Raw genomic sequence first — 18,660 nt, 5'->3', positions numbered from 1 at the left:
CAGGTTTTTTGGGAGGTCTGATTAATGGAGATACCTCGAGACAGTGCAGGTAGAACCACCCCGCTGGGACGCCTTATCTGGTGGATCCTGCTGGCGGCAGCCCTGTTCAGCCTGTACCTGGTGCTTCACCCTTTCACACCCTTGAGCCGGCTGGACATCAGCATCCTGGATCAGGTGCAGCTACGGCGGGCCACCCACGTCTTGCTGCTCTTGGTGGCGGGCTACCTGATTACCTCGCAGCTTCAGGCGGCCCGGCCCACCGTGGGGGCCTGGGTGTTTGCGCTTTTGTCGCTGCCTTTCCTGTACACCTTCTGGGTGCCCAACGTGCCGGGTGTGGAAATTCCCCTAGCGGGAAAACTCGTGGGCACCTTAGCCTGGGCCCTGGCGGTGGGGCCTAATTTGCTACCCCGGTTGCGGCGCTACGCCGATATCGCCGCGGCTTTGCTGGCCATCGCGCCCTGGGCCTACCAGGTGCGCTACTACGAGGAGCTGGTCAATCGGGCGGTGATTCCCGCGGGCTGGGATATGGCCATGTCCTTTACGGTCATCATTCTGGTGCTGGGGCTGGTCAGCCGGCTGCTGGGCCCCATCATGCCCTCGCTGGTGCTGGTCTTCCTGACCTACAACATGTACGGTCAGTACGTGCCCGGCACCTTCCGTGGGGCCAAAAACGGCATCGACCTGATTCTGGGTAAAACCTACAACGAAACCGAGGCCGGCATCTACGGCCTGATTACCGGGGTTTCGGCCAAGTACCTGGTCTACTTCACCATCCTCTCGGGCCTGATTGGGGCGCTGGGGCTGGGTAAGGTGGTGGCGAACATCGCCCTGGCCATGGTGGGCCGCACCCCCCAGACCCCGGGCCGGGTGACCGGCATCGCCTCGGTGTTTATGGGAATGTTCAGCGGCTCCGGGGCGGCCGATACCCAGTTCGTGGCTACCCTGACCAAGCCCCTCTACGAGAAGGCCAACTACGACAGAATGATCGCCGCCGGCCTGGTGGCTACTGCGGGTACCATTGCCCTGATTACGCCGCCGGTGCTGGGTTCCATCGCCTTTGTGATGGTGGAAATCCTGCAGATTAGTTACCTGTGGGTGGTGATTATGGCCCTGGGGCCCATGCTCTTGTACCTGCTGGGCATTCTCACCTTCAACGAGTTTTATACCCGCAAGGCCAAGCTGCCCCCGGTGGGCGCAGACATTGCCCTGGGAAAACGCTACGCCCTGCGCTACAGCACCATCTTCATCCCGATTGTGTTAATTGTGGTGCTGCTCTTTTTGGGCACCGAGGTGGCCACCGCGGTGTACCTGGCGGCGCTGGCCTTCGTGCTCATCTGCTACCTCGACCCCACCCTGCGGCCGGCCCCGCTGGCCGAGGCCATGCAAAGCCCCGCCTACAAGGTGGGCCTGCCCCTGGGAATTGGGCTGGCTGTGGGCGGTGCCTTCCTTCCGCTCTTGGCCGGGTGGAACCTGGGCAATATCCCGGTGCTGCCCATAACGCTGGCGGTGCTGGGGTTGCTGTTGGGTACGTTTGTTTATCCGGCGGCTGCCGCGGGTAAGCTGCGGGGGGCCCTCGAGCCCATCGCCCAGGGTTTGGTGGAGGGTTTCCGCCAGCTTATACCCATCGGCTCGGCTATCGTGGCGGCCAACCTGATTTTCGGGATGATGGTGATCACCGGCCTGCCCTCCAAGTTCTCCATTTTTCTGGGGCAGGTCTCGGGGGAAAGCCTGCTGCTGGCTACCCTGGTCACGGCCATCTTCAGCCTGATTCTGGGGATGGGCGTGCCCCCGACGGCCACCTACGTGCTCACGGCCTCGCTCACTGCGCCGGCCATCATCAAAATTGCCGCGGCCAACTTCCAGGGCTTTGGCCTCGAGCCCCAGCAGGCGGTGCTGGCCGCCACCCTGGCCACCCACATGTTCCTCTTCTACTACGCGGTGCTGGCCGACGTGACCCCGCCGGTGGCGCTCTCGGGCTATGCGGCGGCCTCGGTCTTCAAAACCAACCCCATCCTCACCGGGGTATACGCGGCGCGGGTGGCGCTGGCCAAGTACATCATTGGCTTCTTCTTCCTGCTCTCCTTCACCGGCACCGGACTGCTGATTTTGCCGGTTTTGCAGAACCTGCCGGGCCTCGAGGGATGGCTGATCATCCTCGAGCGCTTCTTCTTTACCGCCACGGCCATTGTCTTCCTGGCCGCGGCCACCGTTGGCTACACCCGCCGCCCCTTGCGGCGCTGGGAAAGCTGGGTGATGGGGCTCCTGGCCCTGGCGTTGTTCTACCCCTACCCCAACCTCTGGATGGCCTTTATCCCCTTTGTGTTGGGGCTGCTCTTCTTCCTGCGTGGTGAGGGCAAAGCCACCGCCTCGCCCCAGGCCACCGACTAGCGCAACTTACGGTCGAGCACGGCTTTATAGAGGGCCAGGCGCTCTGCGCGCACGAGGGGGGTTTGGTTGGCCGCAAACCCCCAAAAAGCAGGCGGGGCCCCGGCGGGCTCTTCACCCTGGCGTAGCAAGGCTTCCAGCCGGCCCTCCTGGGCAGCCTGGCGCAACCGGGTGCGGTAGTTTTGCAGGGTTTCCACGCGCAGGCGGGGCCTGGAGTTGGCATCACCGGGCAGAAAGCCAAAAAGGAGCTCGAGGTCGTTGTCGAAGCCATCCCCGTCGGAGTCCAGCCCGTCCTGGGTCACCTGCTGCAGGGCCTGGCGAATCTGCACCGCGCTTAGCTGAAAGATGCTGCGCGACTCGGGGCTGTCGGGCCCCACGGTTTCGTCCAGGAGCCGATGGACGATGGCCTGATAGTCCTGGCCGAAGGGGTTGAACTGCTTGCTGCCCAGGGGGCCGAGGTGGCAGATCGAACAGGTGGCCTGGGTGGGCTCGAGGTGGTAGCGCACCGCGAGCTCCTGCAGCGAGGGAACCCCAAAACGAAGCGGTGGCGTGGCGGCGGGGATCAGCCCCAGGGCATCGGTGTAGCGCCCGCGTTCGCGAAAGACCTCGCCCAGGCCGCGCCAGCTAAAAAGCGCAAAGCTGCCCAGCAGGAAGAGCACCAACAGGAGCCGCAGACGGTTGTCCACCGGTATCCAATCTATCCGAAAACCGAAGGGCCGAAGGTGGGATGGTGAAGGGATGGATGCCGTGCTACCCAGATGGTCAGAAGCACCGCGGGAGGGCCCCCGAATGGATAAACTCAGGTTATGTTGACGCTCATGCGCCGGGGTGGTTTTCGCTTTTATGTTAAGTCGGGCAGCGCCCAGGAAAAGCCGCACATCTTTGTAACCCGCGACGGGGACACCTGGGCCAAGTTCACCTTGAAGCCGGTAGGGGTGGTGATCAACAGCGGCCTGGCCCGCAACGAGCTCACCCGGCTGCAGGGGATGGTGGCCGACCTCGAGCCCCAGCTTTTGCAGCTCTGGTGGGAGTATGCCATCACCCAGGGGGTCAGGCCCGAGGCCGAGAAAGAGAAGAAACACGGGCCCGCCCCAGCCCCTGCCGCGCCGCTCGAGCCCAGCTCCGAACCGGCGGCGCTCGAGGCGGTTTGAGGAAGGAAAGCTCTGTGGCCCCGTTCAGGCTTTTCTTCTTAGGCTACCAGCCTAAGCTGTAACTACCTGCCATCTGGTATCCTGCCACTGCGCATGATTCAGGTCTTTACCGGCGACAGCTTTCTGGCTCGAGAGGCCCTGCTCCAGGAGGCCAGCCTGCAGGGCCTGCCCCCCCGCCTGATGCCCCCGGAGCCGGCCCTGGTGGCCCAGGAGGCCAGTGGCGGGCTGTTTGGCCCTGGTGGGGCTCTGGTGGATCTGCGCGACCTAAGCGAGGCCGAGTGGAAGCCCCTCAGGGAGGTGCTGGAAGGCCTGCCGCCCGATGCGGTGGTGCTGCTGCTCGACCCCCGGCCCACCGCGACCCGCAGCAAGTGGTACGCCGAAAAAGCCCAGAAGCGCGACCACCCCACCCCCGGCCCCAAGGAGATGACCAACTGGGTGGTGAACCGCGCCCGCCACTACGACCTGAAGCTACCGGGGGCCATCGCCTCGTACCTGGCGGGCCTGGTGGGGGGCAAAGGCAGCGCCGAGAACCCGGCCATGGGCCTCGAGGCCCTCGACCAGGAACTTCGCAAACTCTGCCTGGTCACGCCCCCCATCACCCTCGAGAAAGTGCAGGCCCTGGCCGCTCTGGACACCCCCATCTCCGGTTTCGACCTCGTGCGCTCGATCACCGAGGGTAAAGCCACCCTGGCCTTCAAGATTGCCCGTGAGCTACTGGAGCGGGGGGAAGACCCTTTGCGCATTCTGGGTGCGCTCTCCTGGCAGTATGTGCGGGTGGCTAAAGCCTGGGCTCTGCTGCAGGACGACCCCCTGATGGGGGAGGGGGTGGCCGCCAGCGCCCTGGGCATGCACCCCTACGCCGCTAAACAAACCTTGCTGCTGGCAAAGTCAATGTCGGAGGGGGCAATCATACGGGCCCTGGAGATCCTCATGGAGGCCGAGGAAGCAGCCAAAACGGGCCGGGATATGCGCCTGGCTCTGGAGCGGGCTTTGGTGGCACTGGCCGGCTAATACCAGATTCGGTTAGTTCGTCACCGAACGGTGGCGAACTAACCCGACTGAAGTGAGGGCGATACCGCCTCTTGGAACGGGAGTGCTCTAGGATTCAAAAAGATAGCCGCTCAAAGCTTTTTGTTCGATGACTATCTTTTTGAATTCGGTACAATACAGGAAGACTGGCGCAGTTTCCACAAAAAAGCAAACCCCCGGCCCTGCCGGGGGTTTGCAGAAAAGCCAGCTAGACTCGAGTTACCGAGCGGCTGTCTTTGGCAGTTGCATGTCCGATGGCCTTTTCTTGGCCGTCCACCTCAAAAGCATGAAGCTTGCTGGTGTCTACCAGCAGCTCAACTGAGTCACTGGGCAGCACCATGGCGTGACCATCCACCTTGGCGGTTATCATATGCCCCGCTACATCGGCGTGTACTTCGGTATCGGCCCCCAATGGCTCGACCACCTCAACATTCCCTTTAATTACATTTTCCCCTTCGGGGATGGACGTCCAGCCTTTGAGGCCGATATGTTCTGGGCGGATACCCATCCAGACCTCTTTACCGTTGTAGGGCATCAGGCTGGCGCCCAGGATTTCATTGGCTTTGACCTTAAAGCCCTCGCCCACAAAATAGGCTTTGCCGCCCTCGACCTGCACCCTCGAGCGGATGAAGTTCATGGAAGGAGAGCCAATGAAGCCCGCCACAAACTTGGTCTCGGGGAAGTCGTAGAGGTTGAGGGGGGTGTCTACCTGCAAGACCTCGCCGTCCTTCATGACCACAATCCGCTGGCCCAGGGTCATGGCCTCGACCTGGTCGTGGGTTACGTAGACGGTGGTTACCCCTAAGCGGCGCTGGAGTTTGGAAATTTCGGCCCGCATCTCCACGCGCAGCTTGGCATCGAGGTTGGAAAGGGGCTCGTCGAACAGGAAGACCTTGGGCTCGCGCACGATGGCCCGGCCCATGGCCACCCGCTGCCGCTGACCCCCCGAAAGCTCGCGGGGCTTGCGTTGCAAGAGGTGGTCAATCTTGATGATGCGGGCCGCCTCTTTTACCCGACGGTCAATTTCGTCTTTGGGCACCCGGCGCAGCCGCAGGCCAAAGGCCATGTTCTCGTAGACGTTCATGTGGGGGTAGAGGGCGTAGTTCTGGAAGACCATGGCGATGTCGCGGTCTTTGGGGGGAACGTCGTTTACCAACCGGTCGCCGATGTAGAGCTTGCCCTCGGTGATGTCCTCCAGGCCGGCAATCATGCGCAGCGTGGTGGTCTTGCCGCAGCCCGAGGGGCCTACAAACACCACGAACTCGCCATCCTCGGTCTCGAGGTTGAAGTCCTTGACCGCTGTAACCTTGCCGCCGTACCGCTTGTATATGTGCTCCAGTCGGATTTTTGCCATTACCGGCCTCCAATCTGATGCCAGGCCATTGTGTAGGCTTGGCGCGTACCGCGTTCCCGCGCTGTGAGACCTCGCCCTAGCGAGCCCATCGGGGATTCGTCTGGTACGCGGTTAGTTTACCCAGTTTACCCCCAGAAGTTCAACACCTGGAGTGGTTCTGTGGTTCAGCCCGAGGCTTGCGCTTCAGCTTCACTCCTACTCCCTTCGGTCGGCTCGAATCCTTCACCTTTGATTACGCCCAACGGTGAAGGACTCAAGCGGAACCAGTATCAGTGGCCTGGTTCGTCTGCTTGCTCTTGAGGCGCTGTACCAACAGTTCGGAGATGTCCAGCACTTTGGGGGCCTGGCCCTCGGGTTCCTGGGCGGTCTCGAGGTTCATCATCTGCATGCAGAAGGGGCAGCCCACCGCGATGGTCTCGGCGCCAGTGCCTTTAAGCTCACGGTAGCGGTTGGTAGAGACCCGCTCCTGACCGGGCTCCTCTTCCTTCCAGAACTGGGCCCCGCCGGCCCCACAGCAGAAGCTATTGGTGCCGTGGCGCGGGGGTTCCTGAAGCGCAAGGCCGGCAGCCTGGATGACCTGGCGGGGTTCTTGCAGCACCCCGTTGTGCCGGCCCAGGTAGCAGGGGTCGTGGTAGGTGACCGCCCCGCTCATGGGTAGGAGCTCGAGCCGCTTAGCATCAATCAGCTCGGCGATGAACTCGGTGTGGTGCTTGACGGTGTAGCGGCCGCCGAAGTCTTTGTACTCGTTGGCCAGGGTGTGGAAGCAGTGGGGGCAGGTGGTCACGATGGTCTTGGGCTTATCCGCCATGACCGCGTTCAAGGTCTCCACATTTTCGGTGGCCAACTGCATGAACAAGAACTCGTTGCCGGCCCGCCGGGCCGCGTCCCCCGTGCATTTTTCCTGCTTGCCCAGCACCGCCCAGCTCGTACCGGACTCGTGCAGAATTTCCGCGAAGGCTCGAGCGGTCTTCTGGGCGCGGGGGTCGTAGGCCGGGGCGCAGCCCACCCAGTAGAGCACCTCGGCCTCGGGGTTCTCACTTACGGTCTTGACTGGAAACGGCAGCCCTTCGGCCCAGGCCAGGCGCTTATCGGCCCCCAGGTTCCAGGGGTTGCCGTTGCGCTCCATGCCCTTAAAGGCGTTGTTGAGCTGGGTTGGGAAGGCCCCCTGCATCATCACCTGCTCGCGCCGCACGTCCAGGATGTGCAGCATGGGCTCGTTGCCCACCGGGCAGACCTCCACGCAGGCGTTGCAGGTGGTGCAGGCCCAGAGGGCCTCTTCGTTCAGGGCAAAGTCCAGCAATGGGCGGGGGCTCTCCTGGCCCGCGGCAAAAGCCGGCAGAATCTGGTTCAGCTCGTAGCGCTCGTTGATGATCAGGGCCGAGGGCGAGAGGGCCTTGCCGGTGGTGTAGGCCGGGCAGACCTCCTGGCAGCGGTTGCACATGATGCAGCTATAGGCATCCAGCAGGCGGGGCCAGGTGAAGTCCTCCAGCCTGGCGACCCCGAACTTCTCCAGTTTTTCCAGCTCTTCAAAGTCCTTGGCGATGGGCAGCAGGGCCCCCGGCTTCTCCTTCTTGAAGGCCAGGTTGAGGGGGGCCAGGAACAGGTGGATGTGCTTGGAGCGGGCAAAGTAAGGGATGAACAGCAGAATCGAGCCGATGGCGAACCACCAGAAGAGGTGCTCGAGGACGATCAACCGGTCTACATCCACCCACAGGAACAGGTTGCTGGCCAGGCTGGCCACCGGCTGGAAGGGATCGGGGCCGTACTCGAGGTTGGCGGCCTGGGCGGCCTTGTTCAGCAGGCGGCTCCCCACGTGAAAAAGAATGAACCCACCCACAATGGCGCTATCGGTGGGGATTCCCTCGCGCACCCGCTCATGCAGGGGGGTCTTCTCGTTCCAGCTAAAGGTCTTGCGCCCCGCCCCGGAGTAACGCCGGATGAGCAGGCCAGCAATGCCGACCAGAATGAGAGCCGTGAGGATGTCGGCCACCAAGTTGTAGCCGTTCCAGAAGCCCCCCCGGGCCTTGAAGGGGAAGAAGCCCTCGAGCACGTCCACCAGGTTCACGCTCAGGTAAAACACGAAGCCGTAGAACACAAAAGCGTGCAGCAGGCTCACCAGAGGCCGCTTCTTGAAGACGGTCTGCATGGTGAGGGTCTGCCACAAAGCCCGGCCCGCTCGAGCCGGCAGGTTGTCGAAGCGGTCTTCGGGCTGGCCCCGGCGGATGGCCTTGTAGACGCGGTACAGCGCTCCCCCGCCAAAATACAGCGAGGCCAGCACCAGCAGCAAGAAGAGGACTTTTTCAGGTGTGCTTAGCATGGAACTCCCTTCAAGCGGTCAAAATTTATACTGAGTATAAGTTTATTGGTCGGCTGGGCGGATATCAAGTGCGGGCTTTGCCTCAACCCATCGTACAATGCGGGGCGATGAGTACCTTCGTGCTGGCCTGGCTCTTGTTGCTGGTGTTTGCGGCTTTCAACAACTACATCATCTACCGGCTCCTACGGGAGCGGAACCGCACCGACCTGATGTGGATCGGCGTGGTTGCCACGGTCATTCCGGTGGCGCTTTTTGCTCTGTGGCCTGGGGCGCTGACCCTGATGTCGTTCCCACTTTTGCAGAGCATCGGGATGCTATTGATCATGCGCCTGGCGCAGCGATAGCCCTAGCGTGGCTGAGCCAGCACCACCGCCCAGGCGTGACCGACCCTGGAGAGCCCTGCACCGGCCTCGGTGTAGTGGGGGTTCATGATGGCCCGGCAGTGTACCGGCGAATGCAACCACCAGCGCACGGCCCGCGCTGGGTCGCTGTTACGGCCCTTGAAGATGATTTCCGACATGCGCAGATAACCATAACCAGCCCTGGCAACCCGCACCCGTGGCCCTACCCCCTGGAAATAGTGCGACATAAAGCCGTAGCGCCCCATGTTCAGGGCATGCTTCTTAGCAGCCAGGGCCAGGGTTGCGTTGTAACGCAAGGGGGGTAGCCGGACACCACCACCACCCCCACGGCAGACCACACCCCGAGCCCTTGCATCATTAAGCAAGGAGAGAATTTGCGCCTCAAGCTGAGTGGTGGACTGCGCCACTGCCAGCGGGCCAACCAGAGCAATAAGCACCCAGACCACCTTTTTCATAGGACTGCCGATAAACTACCACTCCATTACCCCCTCAGGCAACCCCAGCGGCTTTGGATTCACACCAGGGCGAAGCTCAGGAAAGCAAAAAGAATACCCAGGACAGCCCCCACGGCGACCTCGAGGTAGGTATGGCCCAGCAACTCTTTGAGCGGCTCGGGCCGGGGGCCATGCGCAAACACCGCGCGAAACTCCTCGAACAGGTCGTTCAGCCGCTCGGCATGCAGCCCGGCCGCCCGGCGAATGCCGGTAGCGTCGTACATGACGATGGTAGCCAGCACCACCGCAATGGCGAAAAGGGGACTCCCCAGGCCCTCGGTAATGCCCAGCCCAGTGGCCAGGGCCGCCACCGTCGCGGAGTGGGAGGACGGCATTCCACCCGTCTCGGCCAGACGCTCCCACTCCCAGCGGCGCTCTACCAGGTAATAGATAAAGAGCTTGAGGAGTTGTGCAAAAACACTGGCCAGAATAGCTGTCCAGAGGACTTGATTGGAGAGCAGTTCGCTCATAGCTAGGGCAACTATTTAGATTCTAACCTGATATAAGCTCGCCTGGCTTTGCCCGCCGCCGCATGGCTGCCAGTACGGTATTGCGCAACAGCATAGCTACCGTCATGGGGCCCACTCCACCCGGAACCGGGGTCAGGGCCGAGGCCACGGTAGCCACCTCGGGGGCCACATCCCCCACCAGGATATCGCGGCCCTTCTCGCTCTGGCCCACACGGTTGATGCCCACGTCCACGACCACCGCTCCCGGCCGCACCATCTGAGGCGTGATGAGGCCAGCTTTCCCCACCGCAGCTACCAGCACATCGGCCCGGCGGCAGACAGCGGCTAGGTCGTGGGTACGCGAGTGGGCTAGGGTTACGGTCGCATTTTCCCGCAGCATCAGTGCGGCGAGGGGTTTGCCCACCAGGTTGCTTCGGCCCACAATCACCACTTCTTTACCGGCCAAGGGGATCTGGTAGTGCTTCAGAATACGTATGACCCCGGCGGGTGTGCAAGACTCCAGTGCTTCCAGCCCCATCCACAAGCGCCCGGTATTCACCGGGGTCAGGCCATCTACGTCTTTCGAGGGATTAATGGCTTCCAGCACGGCGTTGAAATCCACGTGTGGAGGCACTGGTGATTGCACCAGGATGCCATCGACCTGAGGGTTGGCATTGAGTTGAGCGATATGGGCCAGCAGCTCTTCCTGGGAGGTGTGTTCGGAGAAGACATCCACCTGGCTGGATAGCCCGAGTTTTTTGGCCTGGCGGTCTTTCAGGCGCACATACGAGACCGAAGCCGGATCCTCGCCCAGCCGTACCACCCGCAGGTGGGGCACGTAGGGCAGGGTAGAGAGCAGGGCGCGCAATTCCTCATAAACAGCCTCGGCAACAGGCGGGCCGGATAGTTCTAGCATGGCGTACCTCGAGGTCGAGCGGAAAATAAAGTTTTTTTCTACCGTTGTCTAATCGCTTTTGGCCACTGCCAGTAGCTCGCCCGCTTCGATGCGCTTGAGCAAGCGGGCCAGTACCCCGTTTACAAACCGCCCCGAGTCTTCGCCGCCGTAGCGCTTGGCTATCTTGACCGCCACTTCGATGAGCGGAGCGTAGGGCGTGGGTTCGTACAGCATCTCATAGGCGGCCAACCGCAGCACGGCCAGATCGGTTTTGGCCATCTGACCAAAGCTCCAGCCCTCAATGGTGCTGGCCAGCACCTCGTCCACTTTCTGCTGCTGGGCCTGATACCCCAACACCAGGCGATGCGCGAACGCAAGCCCTTCGCTATCGAGTACGTCGGCGTCTTGATCAGACTCTTCGGGCTCGACTTCCTGGGTTGCATGTTGCCAGGCAGCCTCGAGCGGAACCCCACCCACCGCGTGCTCGAACAGCACCTTGAACGCTAGCTCACGCGCTTTACGCCGCATGGGCCCTCCGGCACGAGTCTATACCGACAGACAAGGAGCCCTTACCTTCGAAAAATGGCGTCTGCTCCATGGTTCTACTTATACGCGCAACCGAGCTTCTAGCATTATGCTGCATGGGGCTCCTTATACTCCACAGCCACCACCGTAACGTTGACAGCTTTTACCTTGAGGCCTGTAGAGGCGATCAGGACATCGCCAACGATTCGCTGAGCTTCCTTGGCTGACTCGATTACAGACTTGCCGTAATCCACGCACACGTTAAGGTCAACCACCAGGGTATCCCCCTCGCGCTCAATGCGCACGGGACGTGAGCGACGCCCTGAAAGCACATCGCCCACACTGCGCCCACCTGCCTGAGCCAGACGCAGCCCCTTTTGTCCTTCCAAGGCCAGTGTGACCAGACTAACCAGGGCCGATTCGGACAGGTCGTAATCCACCATGTCCGTAGTTTACCCGCTAATGGGGTAGAGCACAAAAGCAAAACGACACGCCGTCCAGAGGGCAATTCTTCAATAAGGCAGCGGCCAGGTTCGGAAGTAGTCGCGAATGCGGCCCCACAAACCCACCAGCCCCCTGGGTTCTAAGATCAGGAACAACAGAATTAGCACGCCAAAGGCCACGCTGCGCCAGGCTGAGAGCTGAGCCACGTACTGCGGCCCAAAAGCCCCGGCAATCACGCTCAGGGTTTCGGGAATCAAGACGATGAACAAAGACCCCAAGACCGCACCCAGCACCGTTCCGGCCCCACCCACAATCACGATGGCTAGGTACTGAATGCTAAAGGTGAGCACGAAGTTCTCCGGGGTCACTGCCCCAATCAGATGCATCAGGATGCCCCCGGCAATGCCCCCGTAGAAGGCTGATAGGGCAAAAGCCGTGAGCTTGGAGCGCACCAGGTCTACACCGGAGAGCTGGGCCGAGAGGTCGTTGTCGCGCACGGCGAACCAGGCCCGGCCCGCCCGGGTTGAGAGCAGGCGCTTGGCATAAAAGAACATCGGGATAGCAAAAGCCAGGCCCAGATAATAAACCACCCGGTCGTCGGCCAGGGGCAGCCCCAAAAAAGTACCTTCTGCAGGCAAGGTGCGGCCTGCTACCCCTCCGGTAAAAGCGGTCCAGCGCTTGAAGATGTAGTCGGCCAGGAACTGAAAGGCCAGCGTAGCAATGGCCAGGTAGGCCCCCTTGATGCGCAGCGAGGGAATGCCCAGCACAACCCCAATCAGTGCGGCCACCAGCCCGCCGGCCAGGATACCCAGGGGGGCCAGGTCGCCCGAGAGATGGCTCGAGACATAGGCACCAATGCCCACAAACGCCGCCTGGCCCAGCGAAATCTGGCCTGCGCCCCCCACCAGCAGGTGCAGGCCCAGGCCGGCCAGGGCTGCCACGAGTATCTGGGTTGTCACAAACATCGGGTACTGCGGCAAGAGCAAAGGCAGGGCCAGCACGCCAATAATTGCCACGGCCAGCCAGAAGCGCCCCTGCGGGGTGCTGGCGTAGGCCTCGTCCTGGCGGTAGTCTTCGCGCACCGTGCGGGAGAAACGGCGGCTAAAGGCATCGGTTAAGGTTTGGCTCAGGCGGTACATGACGGGTTTCCTCGAGGTTCAACGGAAGGGTCTAAAGTCATATCTCGCTTCCTTAGGCGCGTACTTTTGCTTCATCCATTGGCCTGCCCACATCGGCAATCTGCACCTCGGCCTCGAGGGTGCCCTGGCCCTCGAGGTAGCGGATGGGCAGCGTTAGCTTTACCTTTTTGGAGCCATCGTACAGCGCCGCTAGCAAAGCAGCGTAGCGGGACTCCACCGTACCCCGCTTGACCTTGCGGGTGCGGGTGATTTCCTCGTCGTCGGCATGCAGCTCTTTGGGCAGGATGGCAAAGCGGCGCACCCGAAGCTCTTCGGGTAGGGTTTCGCAGGCCATGCGCAGCTCTTCGGCAATGAGCTCGTAGACCTGCGGGTTGGAGGTCAGGCTCTGGTAGGTGGAGAACACGATGCCGCGCTTGCGGGCCCAGTTCTGGGTGTTCTCGGGGTCGAGCTCAATCAGGGCGGTCACAAACGGCTTGGCGTGACCGATCACCACGGCCTCGCGAATGTAGGGCGAGTATTTGAGGCGGTTCTCCAGGAATTGCGGCGCAAACCGGGTGCCGTCGGCCAGCGCCCCCACCTCCTTGAGCCGGCCCAGCAGCACCAGATGGCCGTTTTCGTTGAAGAAGCCCGCATCGCCGGTGCGGAACCAACCGTCCTCGGTGAAAGTTTCCCTGGTAGCAGCCTCGTTCTTGAAATACCCCGCAAAAACCTGCCCGCCCTTGACCTGAATCTCGCCATCCTCGGCGATGCGCACCTGGGTATTGGGCAGGGGCTTGCCCACCGTCTCGGGCGGGGTGTCGCCGGGCAGGTGGGCCACGCTGGTGGCCGCGGTCTCGGACTGGCCGTAGACCTGGCGGATATCCACCCCCAGCGCGCGGAAAAAGGTAAACACCTCGGGGCCCAGCGGGGCCCCCCCCGTAGCGGCGATGCGGCAGGCCGCCAGCCCCATGCGGGCCCGGAGCGGGCGGGCCACCAGCGGATACGCCAGGGCGCGGGCCAGGTTGAGCCCGAAGCCAATGGGCTCTTTGCGGAACTCGCGCTGGGCGCACTCGAGCAACACCCCCATACCCCAGCGGTAGACGGCCTTCTTGAGCCCGTCGGCGTCCTCCATCCGGCTGCGCACAATAGCCGCTGCATCCTCCCACAGCCTTGCCGGGGCCAGATAAAAGTCGGGCTGCACCTCTTTGACATCCTCGCGCACGGTGATCACATCCTCGGGGAAGTGCACCACCGTGCCGTCGGTAAGGTTGCGCACCACCGTGAGCATCTGCTCGCCAATCCAGGGCAGCGGCAGGTACGAAAACACCCACTCCCCGCCGCGGATGCTGATGGTCTCGCGGCCCGCCTCGGCCCCGGCGATCAGTTGGGCGTGGGTCAGCATGGCCAGCTTGCTGCGGGCCGTGGTGCCGGAGGTGGGGGCCAAGAGCGCCACCGTATCGGGCCTGACCTGGGCTTGCGCGGCCCGCACAGCCTGGCGGTTTTTCTCGGTCTTGCCCAGCTCCAGCACGCTGCTAAAGGGCCTTACCCGCTCGTTCCAGTATTTGCTCATGCCGGCCTCTTCCCAGACCAGCACAAACTTTAGTTTGTCCAGGTGGGGCAGCACCTTATCCAGTTGCTCCTCGTCCGAGACCACAATGCCCGCGCACTCGGAGAACTCGATGAAGTAGCCCACCTCCTCCGGCATAGCATCGGCGTAGATGCCCATGGGCATGGCCCCTACGGTCTGGGCCGCCACTTCGGATATGACCCATTCCGGCGCGTTCTGACCCAGAATAGCCAGCACCTTACCAGGCTCCAGGCCCAGTTCCAGCAAACCCCCCGCGAGCTGCTCGACCTTCTCTTTGAGGTGGGCCCAGGAGGTGGTCTCCCACACCCCCAGGCGCTTGACCCGCAGGGCGGGAGCCTGGGGCTTGGTCTGGGCGTGATGGGCCAGGAATTCAATCAGGGTCTGACTCATGCACTCCTCCCCAGATAGGCTTCGGCCACGCGCGGGTTCTCCCGCACCCCCGCCGGGGCTCCCTGGTACAAGACCTCTCCGTAGGACATCACCAGCACCCCGGTCGAAAGCTCCAGCACGGCTTTAAGGTCGTGTTCCACCAGCACCAACGTAACGCCCCACTCACGCCGGGCATCCAGCAGAAAGCGGGCCAGGTCTTGTTTTTCTTCCAGGCTCAGCCCGGCCATGGGCTCGTCCAGTAGCAGCAGCTTGGGCCGTCCGGCCAGGGCTCGAGCCACCTCCACCCGCTTTTGCAGGCCGTAGGGCAGGGCCCCGGCCGGCACGTGGCGGTACGGCGAGAGGTGCAGGTAGTCCAGCACCTCTTCGGCGTGGTGGCGAATCTTCCATTCGATCTGGGCTTTGGGCATCAGATCGGTGTAACTGCCCACGGCCAGCTCGGCCCCCAGCTTCACGTTGTCCAGCACGGTCATGCCGCGGAAGAGCTCGAGGTTCTGGAAGGTGCGCCCCAGCCCCTTGCGCACCCGCTGCTGGGGGCTCTGGCCGGCCAGGTCTTCACCCAGAAACACCACCCGGCCCTGCTGGGGCCTATATAACCCCGACAACACGTTGAGCAGGCTGGTCTTGCCCGCGCCGTTGGGGCCAATCACCGCGAATAGGTCGCCTTCCGAAACGCTAAAACTTACGCCCACCAGCGCCTTTACACCCCGGAAGGAGAGGTGCAGGTCGTGGGCTTCCAGCAGTACCTTAGACATGGACAACCCCCGTGCCGATGCGTCCTTTGGGGCTTAGGTTCAACGGCGAGACAAGGGGAAAGAGGAAAGAGAAAGGCAACGGCAGTACGTCTGTTTCCTCTATTCTTTTCTGCAGCTCCCTGAAACCCCTTCGATTTACTGCGCAAACACCCACGGTTACACCCACCTTTTCCGTCGCCGATACCGCTTGGCCTCTGCGAAACCTCCGGCCACCGCACCCCCTAAGTAAAACTCCATCACGTCGGCGTCGGCCTGGGCTTCCTGGGCGGTGCCCTCGAAGACTACCCGGCCCTGCTCCATCACATACACCCGCTCCACGATGGAAAAAGCCGCCCGTGCGTTCTGCTCCACCAGCACCAGGGTAAGGCCCTTGTCGCGCCGCAGCTCGTCCAGTACCCGCATGACCTCCTCGGTCAGCTTGGGCGAAAGCCCCAGGCTGGGTTCGTCCACCACCAGAATCTTGGGCTCGGTGAGAAGGGCCATACCCAGCAGGAGCATCTGCTGCTCGCCGCCCGAAAGGTAGCCCCCCTGCTCGAAGCGGCGCTCGTAGATGCGGGGGAAACGGGTAAAAATCTCGTCGGTTATCTCTTTCTGGCGCTGCGCGGTTAGCTTGTGCCCCGCGGCCCGCAGGTTTTCGGTCACGGTGAGGTAGCGAAAGATGGGGCGGCCCTCGAGGATGGCGGTCAGGCCCAGCTCGGCCACCTTAAGGGCGGGCAGGTGGTGGGTTTCCTGTCCGTTGATGGCAATTTTTCCGTCCAGTACCCGCCCATCATACTGCGGCAGGAGCCCCGAGATGGCTCGCACCAGGGTGCTTTTGCCCGCGCCGTTGGGGCCCAGAAGCGCCACCGCCTCGCCGGCCCCGGCCCGCATGCTCACCCCCTGCAGGGCCAGGATGACCCCCCTGTAGACCACTTTTAGGTTCTCAACGTTAATTTCGGCCATTCAGAAGCTCCTTGGATAGGGGGATGCCCTCCCTTCACACCCGCTCGATGCGGTGCTGGCCAAACAAGCCATAGGGGCGGAACAGCAGCACCAAGAGCACAATCAGGAAGGGGATGGCCTGGGTGATACCCGGCAGCAGGGACTCGAGGTAAAGTTGCGAGAAGGCCTCGATCAGGCCAATCAGCAGGCCCGCTACCACCGCGCCCGGCACCGAATCGAAGCCCCCCAGGATGGCCACCGGGAAGACGATCAGCCCAAGCAAAATCAGGTGATGGCCGGGGCCGCCGCCCCCCGCTGCGCCTGCCAGAAACGCACCGCCAATGGTAGCCATCACGGCCGAGATGCCCCAGGCTACCGCCACCACTCGAGGCGCATTGATGCCCATGGCCAGCGCAGCGGTTTCACTCTCCGAGACCGCCCGCAATAGCACCCCGTAGCGGCTGTATTTGAGCGCCACCACCAGCAGAATGGCCAGGGGCAGGGCCAGAATTAAGCTCCACACCGCTTTGGAAGAAAGAAACACCCCCCCCAGGCTAAAGGCCAGGTTGGGCATCTCCTTGGGTAACTGGGAGATATCAGCGGCCCCCATGGCTTTCTGGTCGGGGCCCCACAGGATGAGGGTGGCCCCGTCCAGGGTGGCAGCCAGACCAATGGTTGCCATAATCACCGCCACCACGTTTCGCCCCAGGAGGGGCCGCACGAACCCCCGCTCGACCAGCACCCCAAAGACAAAGGCCAGGGGCAGGGCCAGCAGAATGGCCAAGAGCAGCGGGAAAAAAAGCGACATGGTGTAGGTCAGGTAAGCACCGATGAGTATGAACTCCGCAATGGCGAAGTTGACCACGCTGGTTGCGCGGTAGACCAGCACAAACCCAGCGGCAATCACTGCATACAGCGCACCGTTGGCCAGGCCGTTGAGGGCGGTTTGGATGACTAAGGCCAGATCCATGATTCCCTTATAAATGGCTTGTGGCAGGCTCGAGGGCCCGGGCCAACCAGCGGTCAGCTCCCGACCCTCGAGCCACCCCAGGCAATTTAGAGCTTAGAACCGTCTACCCAGTCGGTAATGGCATCGAAGCGGCCATCCCGCACGTTGGCCCGCCAGAGCTTGGTGAAGGGCAGACGGTGGTTCACCCAGCGCATGTTGCGCACCTGGCCGCCAGCGTTGTAATCGCCCAGGCTTTCCAGGGCCTCGATCATGCCGGGGCGGGTCAGCTTGCCCGCCGCGTTGGCCCGGCGCATGGCCTCGGCGATCACGTCCATGGCCATCCAGGAACCCATGTAGTAGGTGGTGCGGTACGAGAGGTCGCGGCCTTTGGAACGGCGCAGGGCCCGGATCTGCTCCACCGCCGGCACCGTGGTGTCGTAGTAGTAGGCGTTGTGGTAGGCCACGATGAAGCCATCGGCCGCCGCCCCGGCCCGCTGCATCAGAGCCAGCTCAGCCGAGTAGTAGGTGCCCATGAAGGTAGCCCGAACGCCCTGCTCGCGGGCCGCCCGCACCACCAGCGGCTCCACGGTGAGCACGTAGCCGTGCATAATCACGAAGTCGGGCTGGGTCTGGCGTAGCTTGGTCACGATGGGGGTGGCATCGGCGATGGCCAAGGGGGTTACCTCTTCGCCTACTATCTGGAAGCCCAGCCGGGCCGACTGCTCCTTGATGAAGGGGATGGGGTCACGCCCGAACTCGGAGTTGGAGTAGCACAGGAAAATTTTGGCCCCGCGGCCTTTCTGACGGCGAATCTGCTGCAACAGAGCCCCGGCCATGTCGTTGTAGGTAGGGCCAAAGACGAAGATGGTGGGGTAGGTTTTGGGGTCGGCCAGCTCGTTGGAGAAGGAGGTGGCCGTGTAGGGCAGGCGCAGGCGGGTAATCTCGGGGGCCAGGGCCTTGGAAAGACCGGTGGAGTCGCCGTAGACAAACACCAACTCCTCCGGGCTTTCGCGCTGGACGATGCGGTTGAAGACGGCCGTTCCGCGGGCTACGTCGTAGCCATCGTCCTCGACCACCAGCTCGAAGCGCCGACCGCCAATACCCCCAGCGTCGTTGATGCGGTCGGCGGCATCGCGGAAAGCATCCAGGGCCGCATTACCCGCGAAAGCAAAAGCACCCGTGAGGGGGAGAATGGCCGCGAGTTTGACCGGCCGGGCCTGCGCACGGGCGATCATCCAGGGGCTGTATACGGTAGAAGCAGCTAGACCAGCTTTGAGCACTTGCCGACGGTTCATCTTCATGCACTTCCTCCTCGAAAAACAACTTCGGTTGTGTTGTGCCCCCAGGATACTATGACCCCTCGAGTTTTGTGTACCCGGTTCAAAACCGCCTGGCTTATGAAGTCCACCGAATGGTCTAGCACGGTAGTGCGTCAGGATGAGCCCCTTTTCTCCTGCAGAGGCTATTGAACGCTCGAGGCCGGATCCCCGCGTTTTGTCAGGATGCCTATTGGCAAGCCCTTTACTGGAAGCTAGGC

The 18,660-nt window shown here is 62.5% G+C and carries 18 protein-coding genes; 4 read left to right on the top strand and 14 right to left on the bottom strand.

The genetic code is table 11. The features are described 5' to 3' along the window. Nucleotides 1–24 precede the first annotated feature (24 nt). The gene (locus Q0X18_RS09810) at nucleotides 25–2,388 is read left to right on the top strand and encodes a TRAP transporter fused permease subunit (RefSeq protein ID WP_297561649.1); all 2,364 of its coding nucleotides are present in this window, start codon (nucleotides 25–27) and stop codon (nucleotides 2,386–2,388) included. Here the strand turns inward: Q0X18_RS09810 and Q0X18_RS09805 are convergent. Next, nucleotides 2,385–3,071, bottom strand: a complete 687-nt coding sequence (locus Q0X18_RS09805) for a hypothetical protein (RefSeq protein ID WP_297561647.1) — start codon at nucleotides 3,069–3,071, stop codon at nucleotides 2,385–2,387. The genes Q0X18_RS09810 and Q0X18_RS09805 overlap by 4 nt on opposite strands. Nucleotides 3,072–3,191: 120 nt before the next feature. Here Q0X18_RS09805 and Q0X18_RS09800 point away from each other — a divergent pair, with 120 nt between their 5' ends. Together Q0X18_RS09800 and holA are read left to right on the top strand one after the other, a co-directional pair. After that, nucleotides 3,192–3,536: a DUF4160 domain-containing protein gene (locus Q0X18_RS09800; RefSeq protein ID WP_297561644.1), complete on the top strand. Its 345-nt coding sequence runs from the start codon at nucleotides 3,192–3,194 to the stop codon at nucleotides 3,534–3,536. A 93-nt stretch (nucleotides 3,537–3,629) separates the two neighbouring features. Further along, a complete protein-coding gene (holA, locus tag Q0X18_RS09795) occupies nucleotides 3,630–4,547 on the top strand; it encodes a DNA polymerase III subunit delta (RefSeq protein ID WP_297561641.1) in 918 nt (305 codons plus the stop codon). 226 nt (nucleotides 4,548–4,773) lie between these two features. Here the strand turns inward: holA and Q0X18_RS09790 are convergent, their stop codons facing one another. Next, a complete protein-coding gene (locus Q0X18_RS09790; RefSeq protein ID WP_297561638.1) occupies nucleotides 4,774–5,919 on the bottom strand; it encodes an ABC transporter ATP-binding protein in 1,146 nt (381 codons plus the stop codon). A gap of 253 nt (nucleotides 5,920–6,172) precedes the next feature. Then, nucleotides 6,173–8,236, bottom strand: a complete 2,064-nt coding sequence (locus Q0X18_RS09785) for a (Fe-S)-binding protein (protein WP_297561635.1) — start codon at nucleotides 8,234–8,236, stop codon at nucleotides 6,173–6,175. A gap of 107 nt (nucleotides 8,237–8,343) precedes the next feature. Here Q0X18_RS09785 and Q0X18_RS09780 point away from each other — a divergent pair, with 107 nt between their 5' ends. Continuing rightward, on the top strand, nucleotides 8,344–8,580 hold the full coding sequence (locus Q0X18_RS09780) for a hypothetical protein (RefSeq protein WP_297561632.1): 237 nt from the start codon (nucleotides 8,344–8,346) through the stop codon (nucleotides 8,578–8,580). Nucleotides 8,581–8,582: 2 nt separating this feature from the next. Here the strand turns inward: Q0X18_RS09780 and Q0X18_RS09775 are convergent, their stop codons facing one another. From Q0X18_RS09775 to Q0X18_RS09725, 11 genes are all read right to left on the bottom strand, one after another. Next, nucleotides 8,583–9,053, bottom strand: a complete 471-nt coding sequence (locus tag Q0X18_RS09775; RefSeq protein WP_297561629.1) for a CAP domain-containing protein — start codon at nucleotides 9,051–9,053, stop codon at nucleotides 8,583–8,585. Nucleotides 9,054–9,112: 59 nt separating this feature from the next. Further along, on the bottom strand, nucleotides 9,113–9,562 hold the full coding sequence (locus tag Q0X18_RS09770; protein WP_297561627.1) for a divergent PAP2 family protein: 450 nt from the start codon (nucleotides 9,560–9,562) through the stop codon (nucleotides 9,113–9,115). A 22-nt stretch (nucleotides 9,563–9,584) separates the two neighbouring features. Continuing rightward, the gene (gene folD / locus Q0X18_RS09765) at nucleotides 9,585–10,457 is read right to left on the bottom strand and encodes a bifunctional methylenetetrahydrofolate dehydrogenase/methenyltetrahydrofolate cyclohydrolase FolD (protein WP_297561625.1); all 873 of its coding nucleotides are present in this window, start codon (nucleotides 10,455–10,457) and stop codon (nucleotides 9,585–9,587) included. 48 nt (nucleotides 10,458–10,505) lie between these two features. Beyond that, nucleotides 10,506–10,964 (bottom strand): transcription antitermination factor NusB, encoded by a 459-nt coding sequence (gene nusB, locus Q0X18_RS09760; protein ID WP_297561623.1) that lies wholly within the window; start codon nucleotides 10,962–10,964, stop codon nucleotides 10,506–10,508. A gap of 104 nt (nucleotides 10,965–11,068) precedes the next feature. Then, a complete protein-coding gene (locus Q0X18_RS09755; protein WP_297561621.1) occupies nucleotides 11,069–11,404 on the bottom strand; it encodes an Asp23/Gls24 family envelope stress response protein in 336 nt (111 codons plus the stop codon). A 69-nt stretch (nucleotides 11,405–11,473) separates the two neighbouring features. Beyond that, nucleotides 11,474–12,544: a branched-chain amino acid ABC transporter permease gene (locus Q0X18_RS09750; RefSeq protein WP_297561619.1), complete on the bottom strand. Its 1,071-nt coding sequence runs from the start codon at nucleotides 12,542–12,544 to the stop codon at nucleotides 11,474–11,476. 52 nt (nucleotides 12,545–12,596) lie between these two features. Next, nucleotides 12,597–14,501, bottom strand: a complete 1,905-nt coding sequence (locus Q0X18_RS09745; protein ID WP_297561617.1) for an AMP-binding protein — start codon at nucleotides 14,499–14,501, stop codon at nucleotides 12,597–12,599. Continuing rightward, nucleotides 14,498–15,253, bottom strand: coding sequence for an ABC transporter ATP-binding protein (locus tag Q0X18_RS09740; RefSeq protein ID WP_297561616.1), 756 nt, complete (start codon nucleotides 15,251–15,253; stop codon nucleotides 14,498–14,500). The genes Q0X18_RS09745 and Q0X18_RS09740 overlap by 4 nt, the downstream gene beginning before the upstream one ends. A 156-nt stretch (nucleotides 15,254–15,409) precedes the next feature. Further along, nucleotides 15,410–16,195, bottom strand: a complete 786-nt coding sequence (locus Q0X18_RS09735; protein ID WP_297561615.1) for an ABC transporter ATP-binding protein — start codon at nucleotides 16,193–16,195, stop codon at nucleotides 15,410–15,412. 34 nt (nucleotides 16,196–16,229) lie between these two features. Then, nucleotides 16,230–17,144 (bottom strand): branched-chain amino acid ABC transporter permease, encoded by a 915-nt coding sequence (locus tag Q0X18_RS09730; RefSeq protein WP_297561614.1) that lies wholly within the window; start codon nucleotides 17,142–17,144, stop codon nucleotides 16,230–16,232. A gap of 86 nt (nucleotides 17,145–17,230) precedes the next feature. Further along, a complete protein-coding gene (locus tag Q0X18_RS09725) occupies nucleotides 17,231–18,418 on the bottom strand; it encodes an ABC transporter substrate-binding protein (protein ID WP_297561612.1) in 1,188 nt (395 codons plus the stop codon). Between the last annotated feature and the right edge of the window lie 242 nt (nucleotides 18,419–18,660).

Origin of the sequence: Meiothermus sp. (assembly GCF_026004075.1) — a bacterium.
GTDB lineage: Bacteria > Deinococcota > Deinococci > Deinococcales > Thermaceae > Meiothermus.
Note: the sequence above shows the minus strand (reverse complement) of the source record. Positions and strands in the feature narration are given on the sequence as shown.